Source organism: Brachybacterium timonense (assembly GCF_900258505.1).
Lineage (GTDB): Bacteria > Actinomycetota > Actinomycetes > Actinomycetales > Dermabacteraceae > Brachybacterium > Brachybacterium timonense.
In genome coordinates, this window is record NZ_LT984895.1 from 987,390 (window position 1) to 1,000,829 (window position 13,440).

11 protein-coding genes are annotated in these 13,440 nt (G+C 67.0%); 6 read left to right on the forward strand and 5 right to left on the reverse strand.

The window, feature by feature from the left end; genetic code table 11:
• Positions 1-394: 394 nt before the first annotated feature.
• Together C8271_RS04240 and C8271_RS04245 are read left to right on the forward strand one after the other, a co-directional pair.
• Positions 395-1,102, forward strand: a complete 708-nt coding sequence (locus C8271_RS04240) for a hypothetical protein (RefSeq protein ID WP_106506242.1) — start codon at positions 395-397, stop codon at positions 1,100-1,102.
• 20 nt (positions 1,103-1,122) lie between these two features.
• Positions 1,123-1,722 (forward strand): hypothetical protein, encoded by a 600-nt coding sequence (locus tag C8271_RS04245; protein WP_106506243.1) that lies wholly within the window; start codon positions 1,123-1,125, stop codon positions 1,720-1,722.
• Between the two features lie 269 nt (positions 1,723-1,991).
• On the opposite strand, the gene lplAB is transcribed toward C8271_RS04245, so the two are convergent.
• Both lplAB and C8271_RS04255 read right to left on the reverse strand, forming a co-directional pair.
• Positions 1,992-3,098 carry a lipoate-protein ligase LplAB gene (gene lplAB / locus C8271_RS04250; protein WP_106506244.1) on the reverse strand — a complete coding sequence of 369 codons (1,107 nt, stop codon included), beginning with the start codon at positions 3,096-3,098 and terminating at the stop codon, positions 1,992-1,994.
• A gap of 4 nt (positions 3,099-3,102) precedes the next feature.
• A complete protein-coding gene (locus C8271_RS04255; RefSeq protein WP_106506245.1) occupies positions 3,103-4,479 on the reverse strand; it encodes a hypothetical protein in 1,377 nt (458 codons plus the stop codon).
• Between the two features lie 163 nt (positions 4,480-4,642).
• Here C8271_RS04255 and C8271_RS04260 point away from each other — a divergent pair, with 163 nt between their 5' ends.
• Complete coding sequence (locus C8271_RS04260; RefSeq protein WP_106506246.1) at positions 4,643-5,413, forward strand: SDR family oxidoreductase; 771 nt, start codon at positions 4,643-4,645, stop codon at positions 5,411-5,413.
• Between the two features lie 275 nt (positions 5,414-5,688).
• A complete protein-coding gene (locus tag C8271_RS04270; RefSeq protein WP_106506248.1) occupies positions 5,689-6,006 on the forward strand; it encodes a hypothetical protein in 318 nt (105 codons plus the stop codon).
• 145 nt (positions 6,007-6,151) lie between these two features.
• Here C8271_RS04270 and C8271_RS04275 read toward each other — a convergent pair whose 3' ends face one another.
• Positions 6,152-6,424, reverse strand: a complete 273-nt coding sequence (locus tag C8271_RS04275; RefSeq protein WP_106506249.1) for a 2Fe-2S iron-sulfur cluster-binding protein — start codon at positions 6,422-6,424, stop codon at positions 6,152-6,154.
• 387 nt (positions 6,425-6,811) lie between these two features.
• Between C8271_RS04275 and ileS the strand changes: the two genes are divergently transcribed.
• Both ileS and C8271_RS04285 read left to right on the forward strand, forming a co-directional pair.
• Positions 6,812-10,108 (forward strand): isoleucine--tRNA ligase, encoded by a 3,297-nt coding sequence (gene ileS, locus C8271_RS04280; RefSeq protein WP_106506250.1) that lies wholly within the window; start codon positions 6,812-6,814, stop codon positions 10,106-10,108.
• A gap of 372 nt (positions 10,109-10,480) precedes the next feature.
• A complete protein-coding gene (locus C8271_RS04285) occupies positions 10,481-10,804 on the forward strand; it encodes a hypothetical protein (RefSeq protein WP_106506251.1) in 324 nt (107 codons plus the stop codon).
• A gap of 26 nt (positions 10,805-10,830) precedes the next feature.
• On the opposite strand, the gene C8271_RS04290 is transcribed toward C8271_RS04285, so the two are convergent.
• Positions 10,831-12,399 carry a WXG100 family type VII secretion target gene (locus tag C8271_RS04290; RefSeq protein WP_138774520.1) on the reverse strand — a complete coding sequence of 523 codons (1,569 nt, stop codon included), beginning with the start codon at positions 12,397-12,399 and terminating at the stop codon, positions 10,831-10,833.
• Positions 12,396-13,250 (reverse strand): hypothetical protein, encoded by an 855-nt coding sequence (locus tag C8271_RS04295; RefSeq protein ID WP_106506253.1) that lies wholly within the window; start codon positions 13,248-13,250, stop codon positions 12,396-12,398. Before C8271_RS04295 ends, C8271_RS04290 begins: the two co-directional genes overlap by 4 nt.
• Positions 13,251-13,440: the final 190 nt, after the last annotated feature.

Consider the following 13,440-nt stretch of genomic DNA (forward strand, 5'->3'; position numbering starts at 1 on the left):
GGGTGGGGAGGTTCGGCGCGGTGGAGCGCACGGGATCCATGTCGTTGTCGTGCTCCGCCGCGCGGGATGCGCTGATCTGCATCGGCCGCAGCGACCCGGTGAGGGCTCTCTGGCCGCAGCTCCCCGGTGGTGACTCGAGAGTCACGAGGGCGCGAGGCGCACTGGGACAAAAGTGCCAGAGAGGAACCTCGCCTGAGCGGCTTCTTGTCTGACTAACGTGGCGCTCGAATCAGGGGTAGATGAACAAAAGGCCAGGCTATCGACCAGAAGGATGAAATTGAATGTCGAACGTACTGACTTTCGCGAGGCGGCTGGCGGCGGCGAATAGCAGAGGCTTACTGTCCGGTAGCAGAGGGGCTCATTTGACGCTCCGATCATCGACAGGAGGAGAACCATGTCCCTGACTGGACGACTCACCGCGGCACTCGGCGGAGCGGCCCTCGCGGCAGCACTGATGACCGTGCCGGCATTCGCCGAGACCAGCGAGGAGACTGGCCCGGAGACTCCGGAGAACAACGCCGAGCTGCCGATCGTGCAGACCAGCCGCGGATCCGCCCACCTCAAGGCCAACACGCTGAACCCCCGCCCCGTATGCAACGCCTGGGAAGACACCCGTACCGTCATCTACGAGGTCCGCGACAACTTCACTCCCGTCGGCACCGTCTCAGCCACCAACAGGACCGACCACACGATCCCGCTGACCCAGGAGACCTCCAAGTCACAGACGATCTCCGTGACGGTCAACGGATCGCGCACTGAACAGACCGACGTCAACATCGGTGGCGGCGCCGATAAGAAGGGCGAGAACTCGAGCGCCTCAGGCCAGTGGGGCATTGCCTACTCCCTGACCCAACAGCTCGGGGCTGAGGCCTCCTACCAGCTGTCCTGGACGGTCGGGCAGACCGTCGGCCCATACGACGTGCCTGCAGGGCACACCGGTGAAGCCACCTACGGCTTCCGCACCATCGCGATGACCGGCACCCAGCAGTACTGCACGCTCGACGGCACTTGGTCCACGCCCACCGCATGGCGCGCCAATGTGCCGATCAAGAACGAAGTCCAGGTCAAGCTCTACGACAACCCCGTCGGCTCCCGCCCGTGACAGCACAGGAGAACACCCCCATGAACACTCATCACATCTCCCGCCGCGGCTTCGCCACTGCCATCGCCGCCACCGCCCTGGGTGGGGCCGGCGTGCTAGCCGCCGTACCGGCGCAGGCTGCCACGCCGCGCTCCCAGGCCACAGCCGCACTCGACCTCGAGCCGTTCCTCACCGTGTCCGGCGCGAAGGCCACAGGCTTTGCTGGCGTTGTCGCCCTGCATCTGCGTAACGCAGGCCGCGATCGCTACTGGGGCGAGTTCCCCGCCGTCACCTTCACCGTCGAGGTGCACACCGAGGACGGGCCGCAGGGTGTGGACCGCCTGATCACCGCTGGCGGCTTCAACGGCGCCTACGTGCGCGACCTCGGATTCGACGCCGCAGAGTCCGTGCGCACCTTCTCCGTCACCCTGTCCAATCCGGTTCCGGCGGGAGAGGAGCAGCTCGTGGCCAGCCTTCGCTTCGGCGATGGGAACACGAAGGAGGGACGACTGATCAACCGCATCGTGATCACCCAGACGGCGCGGCTTTCGGGCGATGAATCCACCGGGAATGACCAGAGCGTCGACTCCCGCACCGCCACGGTCCTCGATACCGGCGGTGAACACAGCGGGCTGTTCTGACGCCACGCACCCGGTGATGCCGCACGGGATCAGGCGGCCTCCCGGAACGCCGTGACGCGCCCATCACACAGCGGGCTCGGCAGCGCATCTGCTGTCGGGCCCGCTGTTCGCCACGCGCAGCCATGGATGCAGGCTCCCTGTGACTGCCGTGGCCATGGGCCCCGTGGCAGGGCGCACTGTTCGGGGCGGCAGGGGAACCCAGCGACAACATCAGCCCAGCGACAATGTCAGCCCAGCGACGACGCCACAGGCTGACGCGCCGTATCTGCTCACGGCACGCGGCGGGTCCACTCCTCGGTGTCGAACTTCGTGCACACCAGCTCCGTGGCAGTCGCCAGCTCTTCTGGCGTGTACGCCGAATCCCGGCAGTCGTAGCGCGAACGGAAAGCGTCCAGGAACCCCGCAATGATCTGGTCCCGCGGCAGGCCTGTCTGCGAACGCATCGGGTCCACGCGCTTGTTCGCGCTCCGAGTGCCTTTATCCGAGATCTTCTCCCGGCCGATCCGCAGCACCTGCATCATCGTGTCCGCGTCAATGTCGTACGCCATCGTCACGTGATGCAGCAGCACGCCATCCGCGAAGCGGCGCTGCGCAGCGCCACCGATCTTCCCCTGCTCCGAGGCGATGTCATTGAGTGGCACATAGTGGGCTCTCACCCCGATCTCGGCGAGCGCACCCATCACCCAATCGTCAAGGTATGCGTAGGCCTGCTCGAAGCTGAGCCCTTCCACCAGCGAGGTCGGCACCACCAGGGAATAGGTGATGCAGTTGCCAGGCTCCATGAACATCGCACCGCCGCCGGTGATGCGGCGCACCACTCCGATGCCATGGCGCGCAGCCCCGTCGGCGTCGATCTCATTGCGCAACGACTGGTAGGAACCGATCACCACGAGCGGCGAGTCCCAGTCCCAGATGCGGAAGACCGGATTGCGCCTGCCCGCAGCCACCTCATGAGGCAGCACCTCATCAAGCGCCACATGCATCACCGGTGGCAGCACCTCCGGGCCGATCACGTCGAACGTGATGTCTTCCCACGAGCTCGCATGTCCCAGGGCGCGACGCACCGCGATCGCCACGGCGTCCTCGTCGAAGCCGATCATCTGCACCGGCGTCGGCTGGTCGGCGAGCCGGGCTCGGATCGCGTCAGCGAGCATCGCGGCTGTGGCGTCAGTGGGCAGGCCGACGAGGGCAGCGCCGATCTCCTCGAGCGCCTCATCCGGTTCGAGAAAGAAGTCGCCGAACACGTGCACGCTGCTGATACGGCCGTCTGACGTGGTGACGTCGGCGCTGACCAGTTTGCCTCCGCGCACTTTGTACTGACCGCTGGTGGTCGATGCCCCGGCGCTGGTGGTCTCGGACTGAGCAGTGGAATCCATGGGGTCATTCTCCCGTGCGGCTCTGGGTATGTCCCTGGTCGGTTGTTCGTGCGGCTGCACGCTCGGCTCGGTGAAGGCGCCGCACGGGCACCGTGAGTGAGTACAGCGCGCGATGGACCTCCCAGACGAACTCGGAGGAGGACCAGCCGCGACGCGGTGCCACCGCATACTCCTCCGCAGGCAGCAGCGCGCTCGCCTCTCGCTGTACGCGCGGCACCAATGAGCTCCACTCCCGCTGTCCGCCGACGGTGATGGTGTATGTGATGCCGTCGGGATCCTCGGGTCGTTCGAGCCGAAGGGCAAGAGTGCTGGCGGTGAGCAGCGGCTGGTGCTTCGCGGGGGCGAGCACGAAGCCGTGCTCGGCGAGGAGCACCGGATTCATCACCGACCACAGCAGGCGACGCACCGGTTCGATCTCCGGGTTCGCCGGCACACCGATCATCGGCCGATGCTTGGGCGGCGTCCCCGTGCGGTTTCCGCGCTGAGCTCGCAGGTCAGCGCGCACCTTCTCCCACGCCGCATGATCCTGCGCATCGTCGGGCAGGGCGACCCCCAGCGGATGCAGCACGCGCCCGTTGCGCACCACGATCGTCGGGGAGCCGTTGAACACTTCGGCGAAACGCAGCCCCCAGCGGCCGCGTGAGTCGCCAGCCTGCAGCAGTGGGTACGGCTGGTCGGCACGAGTGGAGAAGCGGGGTGTCACCCCGAGCGCAGCCCGGCAGGCGGCGTGGAAGACGTCCAGGTGCGCCCGGAACTCCATGGCGATCTCTGGGGAGTTCAAGAGCGTGAACGGGTGCACGGGCAGCTGCACCACCGGCAGCCCGGCCGTCAGTCCGATATCACCGATGGTTCGCCACAGATCCGCATGCGCGGAGTCTTCCTTCGCGAGCTTCCCGCGCACCTTCTCCCAGGTGGAGGAGCTCACGCGGCGGTCGGCCACAGCGTCGGAGTCGTCGCGTGCAGGCGAATCGACCTTGCGCTGGATCAGCAGCAGACGCGAGCGAGACGAGTCACCCAGGCGCTGCACGAGTCGTTCGACCCGAGCGGTGGGGACCGGTCCGCCGATTCCAAGAGCGATGAGCAGGCGTGCACCGTCGTCGTCGGCGCCGTCGGGCGGGAGGATGCGTGCCGACAGATCTGGCCGACGTTCGCTCGCGGATGCCGAGGCCACCACATTGCCCAGATCCAGTGACCCGCCGAGGAGCACCTGCACGAACGCGTCGCGGCTGCGAGGCGACATCATCATGTATTCCACCAGGGAACCCGTCAGTGCACGGAATCTCCGGTTCTGCGGCACGGTCGCCCCGGTCGCTCGTGACCGGGCCACCTGCTCATAGGCGTACGTGATCATCTGACCGACAGTGGCGTATGAACGAGCCACGAGTCCTCCTTCGGCGCTGGCGGTTCTCCACGATCTGACCGGGCGGGATCCATTGTCGCGCAGCGGCCGGGGCGGTGCCGGGAAATGCTCCGCTGCAGACCGGGTGGTTCCTCTGGATCCCTGTGACGGCACGGCATCGGGCTCGACGCCGTAGGCTCCGTCCATGACCACCGCCGCGCCGCTCACCGCCGTCGTCACCGGTGCCTCCTCGGGCATCGGCCGCGCCACCGCCGCTCGCCTCGCCGCCGACGGGTGGCGGGTCCTCGCTGTCGCCCGTCGCGGCGACCGCCTCGCCCATCTCGCCTCCCAGACCGGCTGCGAGGTGCTCGAGGTCGACGTCACCAGTGACGAGTCTGTCGCCGCGCTTCGTGCGAGGGTCGATGACCTTTTCGGCGGCCGCCTCAATGCGCTGGTGAACATCGCTGGCGGGGCGCTGGGCGTGGAGACCGTGGCCGAGGCCGATCTGGACAAATGGCAGGGCATGTACGACACGAACGTGCTCGGTGCCGTCCGCGTCACCCGCGAACTGCTGCCTGCCCTGCGGGCGAGCGAGCGCGGCGACATCGTGCTGCTCACCTCGACCGCGGCTCAGGCCGCCTACGAGGGCGGCGCCGGATACAACGCCGCCAAGGCCGGCGAGCACATGCTCGCCGACGCTCTGCGCCTGGAGCTCAACGGCGAGCCGATCCGGGTCATCGAAGTGGCCCCCGGCATGGTCCGCACCGAGGAGTTCTCCCTGGTGCGGCTCGGCGGGGACCGTGCCGCCGCCGACGCCGTCTACGACGGAGTGGACCGTCCTCTGACCGCTGAGGACTGCGCCGATGTCATCGCGTACGCCGTGAACGCTCCGCATCACGTGGTGCTGGACCTCGTGACCATCCGACCACTCGCCCAGGCTGCGAACCATAAGGTCGCGCGCCACCGCGGGCTGTGACGTCAGGCGGACTGCGGCGCGCTCGCGGTCGTGGGCAGCAGCTCAGCTCTCGGGAAGGGGCCGCAGACCGGTGCGTGCCGGGACGGCCCGGCATCGGCCCGTCGGACGACCCGGATGGTCGTGACCCCGACGAAAGTCAGGGATCCCTCCGTACCCGAGCCTGATGCCTGATCCGTGCCGCGTGCAGGAAAGTGGGCCTCGTCGATGCGGCCCAGCCGCATCGCACCGAGGGTTCGATGACGGGCCCGCAGCGCACGATGACGGCAGGAGGCCCGATGACCACCGGAGAGATCCCCCTCACCTCGCGCGGGCACCGCGTGGCGCGCGTAGCCACCGTGCCGACCTCCCGCACCGGCCGCACGGCCGAGGAGCGCGGGTACCGCGCATCGCGTACGAGCCCGTCGGCCGTCACCGGCCGCGACATGCTGTTCCCGGTGCTGCTGGTTCTCGCGACGATTCTGCTGCTGGTGCTGCTCGTCCTGGGGCCGTCGCTGCCCTGGCCGGTCACGCTCGGGGTCGGCATGCTGAACGTCCTCATCCTCGGGGTCGCCTGGGCCTTCACCGGGCCTGCTCTCGGAAGTGGTGAGCGGTGACGTTCCTGATCGACCTGCTGTTCGAGGTGCTGTGGTTCCTGCTGCCCGACCGGTTCCAGCGCCGTCGGCGACGGCGGGAGCGCTGACATGCACAGCGAGCTCGGAATGGCTGTGCCTGGCTCGCTGCTGAGCTGATAGGGCCGGCTCAGATATCGATCTCGATCTCGCCGACGCCGCGCGAGACGCACGTGGTCATCTGCGTGTCGTGCTCGTCCTCCATGAGGAACTCATCCATGTGCTCCACCTCGCCAGAGACCAGCGGCACAACGCACGTCCCGCACACGCCGCCCTCGCAGGAGTAATCCATCGAGATACCGGCATCGAGCAGTGCCTGCAGGAGCGACTGGCCTTCCGCCACCTCGACGGTGATCCCGGACTTCAGACACTTCGCGGTGAACGGCTCGCCGAACAGCGACATGATGACTCCTCCTGCAATGCGCGTCGGAACGGGGAACAGCATCGCACGACGGGCCCGCGTTCCAACAGGACCTGTGGGGGAGAGGACACCGGCTTCCCCTCGATCGGTGGGCAGGGGCTAGACTCGGCGCATCGGCATCGACCCGGCCATCACCGGTGAGCCGCGGGAAGAACAGCTCGAGGCGTGCGCGAGCGCGATCAAGGCCCAGTAGAACCCGCCGGGACCAGCCCGTCACAGCTGAGGAACAAGGGGACCCCTCCCCGTCGGCCCAGAGCCGACGACGGGGGAGTCAACCGAGGTGGTACCGCGCGCCAGCGCCGCCGATCGGCAGCGACCGCGTCCTCGGGCACGCAGCGCCCGCCCACCCTCGCCGGAGGTTCCCCGCTCATGGTCTACCCCGTCACTGGAGACCCGCTCGTCCCGTCCCCGAACCTGCCCCAGGTCGAAGAGAAGATCCTCGCCTTCTGGGAGAAGGACGACACCTTCCGCGCATCCATCGCCCAGCGCGAGGGCGCCGAAGAGTTCGTCTTCTATGACGGCCCTCCCTTCGCCAATGGCCTGCCGCACTACGGGCACCTGCTGACCGGGTACGTCAAGGATGTGGTCCCGCGCTTCCAGACCATGGACGGCAAGAAGGTCGACCGCCGCTTCGGCTGGGACACCCACGGCCTGCCGGCTGAGCTGGAGGCCATGCGCGAGCTCGGCATGAACGAGAAGTCCGAGATCGAGGCGATGGGCATCGGTGCCTTCAACGCCGCGGCGCAGAAGTCCGTGCTGAAGTACACGAAGGAGTGGGAGGATTACGTCACGCGCCAGGCTCGCTGGGTCGACTTCGAGAACGACTACAAGACTCTGGATCTGCCGTTCATGGAGTCTGTCCTGTGGGCATTCAAGACTCTGTACGACAAGGACCGTGCCTATGAGGGCCACTCGGTGCTGCCGTACTGCTGGAAGGATCAGACCCCGCTGAGCTCCCATGAGCTGCGCATGGATGACGACGTCTACCAGCAGCGCCAGGACCAGTCCGTCACCGTCACCTTCCCCTTCGTCGGCGAGAAAGCCCGCCAGCTCGGGCTCGAGGGTGTGAAGGCCCTGGCCTGGACCACCACCCCGTGGACTCTGCCGACGAACTTCTCGCTCGCCGTCGGCCCCGAGATCACCTACGTGACGCTGCCGGCCGGCCCTGCAGGTGCCGCCGACGGCACCGCGTCCGGGCAGGGCACCTACCTGCTCGCCGCCGAGCTCGTCGGCGCCTACGCCAAGGAGCTCGGCTACGAGGACGGTGAGCAGGCGCTCGCCGCGGCGGGGGAGCGCACCTACGCCGGCGCCGAGCTCGAGCATATGGAGTACACGCCGCTGTGGGACGTCTACTCCGCCGATCGGGAGAAGTGGGGCACCCAGAACGCCTGGATCGTCACCGTCGCCGACTACGTCTCCACCGAGGACGGCTCCGGCGTGGTCCACCAGGCCACCGCCTACGGTGAGGAGGACCAGAAGGTCAACGCCAGCTATGGCATCCCCGTCATCGTCTCCGTCGATGAGGGCGCCCAGTTCCTGGACTACTTCGCGGACACGGCTCTCGCCGACATCGCCGGGATGCAGGTCTTCGAGGCGAACCGGCCGATCATCAACCACCTCAAGGCCGACGGCCGCCTCATGAAGGAGGCCTCCTACGAGCATTCCTACCCGCACTGCTGGCGCTGCCGTACGCCCCTGATCTATAAGGCCGTCGGCTCCTGGTTCGTGAAGGTCGCCGACCAGCGCGAGCGGATGCTCGAGCTCAACGAGCAGATCACCTGGGTGCCGGAGAACGTCAAGCACGGCCAGTTCGGCAAATGGCTGGAGGGCGCTCGTGACTGGGCGATCTCGCGAAACCGCTACTGGGGCACCCCGATCCCGGTGTGGAAGAGCGATGACCCGAACCATCCGCGCATCGAGGTGTACGGCTCCCTCGCGGAACTCGAGGAAGCCTTCGGCACCCTGCCGCGCGACGAGAAGGGCGAGGTGAACCTGCACCGCCCCTACATCGACGAGCTGACCCGCCCGAACCCGGACGACCCGTCCGGGCAGTCCACCATGCGCCGCGTCACCGACGTCATGGACTGCTGGTTCGAGTCCGGCTCGATGCCGTACGCCCAGGTGCACTACCCGTTCGAGAACGTCGAGTGGTTCGAATCGCACTACCCTTCGGACTTCATCGTCGAGTACATCGGGCAGACCCGTGGCTGGTTCTACACCATGCATGTGCTGGCCACCGCACTGTTCGACCGTCCCGCGTTCTCGAACGTGATCTGCCACGGCATCGTGCTGGGTGAGGACGGCAACAAGATGAGCAAGTCGCTGCGCAACTACCCGGATGTGCGTGACATGTTCCGCGCTTACGGCGCTGATGCCATGCGCTGGTTCCTGATGAGCTCGCCGATCCTGCGCGGCGGCAACCTCATCGTGGACGAGCCGAAGATCCGCGACGCCGTGCGCACCACTGTGCTGCCGCTGTGGAACGTGTGGAGCTTCCTGGCGATGTACGCCAACGCCGCCGGCGAGAAGGACGCTGAGAGGCGCCCGCTCGGCTACCAGGGGCAGACCCGCTACGAGGCCGACGACGTGATGGACCGGTACCTGCTGGCCCGCACCCGCATGCTCATCGAGGAGGCGCACGCCGCCTACACCGAGCTGCGGATCGCCGACGCCGCCCAGACCATCCAGGTGCATCTGGAGATGCTCACCAACTGGTACGTGCGGCGTTCCCGCGACCGCTTCTGGGCCGGCGACGAGCAGGCGATCGACACGCTCGCCACGGCGCTCGAGGCGCTGCTGCGGGTGGCGGCCCCGCTGCTGCCGATGGTGACCGAGGAGATCTGGAAGCAGCTGACCGGCGGACGCTCCGTGCATCTGACCGATTGGCCCGATGCTGCGCAGTTCCCAGCCGACGAGCAGCTCGTCGCTGCGATGGAACAGGTCCGGATGGTGGCCTCGGCCGGCAACGCGTTGCGCAAGAAGGAGGGTCTGCGCGCCCGACTGCCGCTCGCGGAGCTGACCGTGGTCCACCACGAGCCGGCGTTGCTGGAGCCCTTCGCAGCGATCATCGCCGATGAGCTGAATGTGAAGGCCGTGCGTCTGCTGGATGTGGCCGGGGAGGAGGCTCAGCACATGGGTGTCGAGCAGCGACTGGTGGTCAACGCCCGTGCCGCCGGGCCCCGTCTGGGCAAGCAGGTGCAGCAGGTCATCAAGGGCTCGAAGACCGGCGACTGGTCAGTGGCTGAGGACGGCACCGTCACCGCCGGCGGGATTGAGCTCGTGGAGGGCGAGTACACGCTCGACCTGGTGGCCGGCTCCGGTGCCGACACCGAGGGACGTGCCATCGGTGTGCTGCGCGGCGGCGACTTCATCGTGCTCGACACGCAGGTGACGCCCGAGCTGGAGGCTGAGGGCACCGCCCGCGATGTGGTCCGCGCGATCCAGTCGGCCCGTCGTGATGCTGGCCTGGATGTCTCCGACCGCATCCGCCTGACCGTGGACGGCGACGAGTCCGTTGTCGCTGCGGTCGCCGCTCACCAGGAGCTGGTGGCTGGCGAGGTGCTTGCCGTGGACGTCCAGGTGCCCGCGGCACCGGCGGATGGTGCACATGCGGCGACCGAGAAGGTCACGGGCGGTGCGGTGACGGTGTCGGTCGCCAAGGCCTGACGCTCGACGGCGTTCGGTCGGGATCAGCCGACACCGTCGTGCCATTGTCGGCCCCTGTCGTGTCACCCTCTGTACGAGGGTAGGCGATCCGGAACCGCGCGGATGCGACAGCGCAGCCACGTGTTCTGTGGACAGAGCCACCGTGGGTGTGACGTGTGACATGCTGAGCTCGCGTGAGCGGCAGAGCCGCCAGCACGAGCAAGCGAGGTGGCGTATGGCGCAGAGCAGACGCAGCAGGGACGGCGGGTGACGATGATCGGCAGATCCGGGACCTGTGAGACGGCGACCGCGCGACGAACAACTCTGAGGTGGACAGCAGTGGGGATTCTTGGGTTTCTCGCCGGGTGCAGCCGCGGAGACGGACGTCAGCAGATGATCAAGGACGTTGAAGCGATCGATGGCGTGACCTCATGCGATGTATCCCTCGGGGGCGGCGGGGGGCTGCGCCGCACCCTTGGGGGCTCGATCTCATGTGACGTGGGTCGTGACGAGCTTGAGAAGACGTTCGACGAGGCGTTCCGCATCGTCATCACCTATGTGCATGATCTTGATGAGGGGGACGGCGCCCGCGAGGTCACGGGCATGTCAGCGAAGGGCGAGGACGGCTCCACCTTCACGCCGCGCGAGTGGATCGGTGCGGATCAGAACACCCCGATCTCCGTGGGCATGTTCTACGACCGATACGGCCTGAACTGACAATCCCTGCTCACTGTGGATGCCCGTTACTTTCGCCAGGCATCCACCACGACATCGTCGACGATCTGGACCCCGGGCCCGATGTAGCGTCCGTCGACCCGGTCGTGCTGGGCACGCAGCGCGGGGTGGTCGCCGTTGTTCGCCACCGTGCCGTAGTAGCCGGAATGGGGATCGATCGTGGCAAGGTTGTTCGGGTCGCGCTGAACGGATTCGTGCGCAGCATGCATATCCGAATCCACCGGATACGCGGGCGTCGGGGTGCCGAACTCGATGTCGTGAACATTCGGCCGCGGATGTCCGCCGGGATTCGCAAATGAACGACCGCCCCCATCGAGGGCCGGGACGAAGTCACCTCCGTGCTCGGCCCCCTTCGTGTGCGAGATGTTGAGGACCTGGGTCGAGTCCTGCGCAGGTCGATTCGTCTGCACAGGCGAGCCCACGGAGAAGGAATCGGTCACGTTGTACGAACCTGGCTCCCCGGAGCTGTTGTTGAATGAGGGGTCGCCAGCGAGCTGCGAGGCCACCAGACCACCCTGCGAATGACCGACGAACATGACGTCCGCCCCGGCCGGGACCCCGGCTGCCTCCATCGCTTCCTTGACTGCGTTGGCCCCCGAGTTCTCCCGACCCGCCATCGCGTAGATGTTGTTGGGCCAGCCGAAGGGCTGCCCCTGGGAGTCGTACTGCTGCAGCCTGTCCCAGGCATCGCCTGGACCGCTCGGGAGATCGGCGCCTTGGGTAGGCGGTACGTGCACGATGTACCGCTCCACGCCGTCCTCACCACGGATCGTCTGGACCCGCACCTGAGCCTCAGCAGAGTCGTTGTATTCGTGCGGCGGTTCGGTGGCGATGGTTCGGCGAGTCTCGTCATTGTTGAGAATCAGATCCTCAAGGGACTGCGGTGCCTGCTGGTCAGTGACCTGCCGGGGATCACCGACCTCGACCTCGGGCTGCTGACTGATGATCGCCCAATCCTGGCCGAACAGATCCCCTGCACCGCGCACTACGGCATCGGCGCCTTCGAGGACGGGGAGCGCAATCTCATCGGTGAGGATCTCCATCCACGGCCGGTCCAGATTCAGCGGGTCACTGGCCCACCAATCCTTCGCCTCGCCGATACGATCCGATGCCCAGTCGATCGCATCGTCGATGCGGTCCGACGCCCAGCCGATGCCGTCGCTGATCAGTCCGCCGACGAAATCTGTCGCTGCGTCCCACGCATCGCGAACGCCGTTGCCGATCTGGTCGATTGCCTCGGTCAGACGCTCACGCCACCGGTCCAGAGCCTCTGCAACCGCTTCGACGAGCTGGTTGAACCAGCCGCCTCCCTCTGCCGAAACGTCGTCCTGTTCATCGGCTTCGATACGCAGGCGGTCTGCCCTGGCCTGTAGATCTGTAACGGCAGCCGCAAGGATGCCGGTAGAGATCTCGTCCCATCGGGCAACGAACTCATCGTGGTCCGGTCCCGTCCAGGAGACAGAACGCACGATCCCCTCGAGCGTGCCGCGCATCGTGTCGAGCCGGTCAATCCCGTATGTGCAGGTATCAGCGTGCTCGCGGACCTGCTCCGGGTTCATTCCCCAGAACGCACTCATGCCGCTGCCCTCCCCGCGCCGATTCGAGTCGCTTCTGCAGCGATCGGAATGAGCGTGCCGAGCACGTCGCCGTCAGGAACGGGATGCACACCGTCCACGAGGCGGGCGCTATCACTGCGGTACAGGCTCAGATTCCCTGCGTTCCAGCGCCGCACCATCGCCATGCGCGCCGCGTCTCCAGGGCTCGGCGTCGTGTTGATCATGCTCACGGCAAGAATCGCGCGGTCTGCGGTGCTGAGCATCGCGTCCCTCAGACGGGGATCGACCTCGTCCAGTGCATCCAGCGCATCAGTGACGGTGGCGCCGGCACGCAGGCTGCGTGCGATCGACTGTTGCTGGGCAGCAGTGAAAGCGAGCGCTTGGTCGTCAGCGACGGTCGTCATCTCGGCCGCAGCCGCCAATCGTCCGCCGCTGGGCAGCAGCGCCGACAGGCACGCCATCACCTCCTGCGCAGGGATGAGCTCCCAGCGCGCACCAGCATTGGGTGGACCTGCGATGCTCACGGCTGCGTCTTCGCTGCACGCGATCCGGATCTCCTGCGTGCTTCCCGCACTGGTCACGCTGAATGCGAGCACGGCCGGGGCGGTCAGTGCCTGGATCACGAGGTGAACGTCCGCGAAGGTGGCTGCCGGGGGAGCGGGGGTTGGATGAGCCCGCTCGGGAAGATACGGGCCCCATATGGGGTTCAGGTCAGCGGGATCCGCACCCGCGTCGCGCGCGAGTAGCACGGCATCGCGCAGAGACAGATGATTGATCATCGAGAGGTTCCCCCAGATCTCAGGTCGGCCGATCGCAGCGCTGCGACCGTGTCGGCGGATGACAACGAGCGTAGTGACATTGATGCTGATCACCCATGGGCAGTACTCCCCATGCTGATGTGCTTGAGACAGCCGGATGCCGCGGCAGCATCCCGATCAGATCGACGCGAATGCGCCTGCACCGAGCGCGCTGTCTTTGCCCCCATCGGGCGACTGTGTGAGGCATGTCGTCCGTCCGTTCTCCCACCGTCTGTTCGTTGCGACGACGCTATACAGGCCTCAG

Coding starts and splice junctions, on each gene's coding strand:
- C8271_RS04285 (WP_106506251.1), top strand. CDS start 10,481: ATGATCAAGGACGTTGAAGCGATCGATGGCGTGACCTCATGCGATGTA.
- C8271_RS04245 (WP_106506243.1), top strand. CDS start 1,123: ATGAACACTCATCACATCTCCCGCCGCGGCTTCGCCACTGCCATCGCC.
- C8271_RS04275 (WP_106506249.1), bottom strand. CDS start 6,424: ATGTCGCTGTTCGGCGAGCCGTTCACCGCGAAGTGTCTGAAGTCCGGG.
- C8271_RS04240 (WP_106506242.1), top strand. CDS start 395: ATGTCCCTGACTGGACGACTCACCGCGGCACTCGGCGGAGCGGCCCTC.
- lplAB (WP_106506244.1), bottom strand. CDS start 3,098: ATGGATTCCACTGCTCAGTCCGAGACCACCAGCGCCGGGGCATCGACC.
- C8271_RS04260 (WP_106506246.1), top strand. CDS start 4,643: ATGACCACCGCCGCGCCGCTCACCGCCGTCGTCACCGGTGCCTCCTCG.
- C8271_RS04270 (WP_106506248.1), top strand. CDS start 5,689: ATGACCACCGGAGAGATCCCCCTCACCTCGCGCGGGCACCGCGTGGCG.
- ileS (WP_106506250.1), top strand. CDS start 6,812: ATGGTCTACCCCGTCACTGGAGACCCGCTCGTCCCGTCCCCGAACCTG.
- C8271_RS04290 (WP_138774520.1), bottom strand. CDS start 12,399: ATGAGTGCGTTCTGGGGAATGAACCCGGAGCAGGTCCGCGAGCACGCT.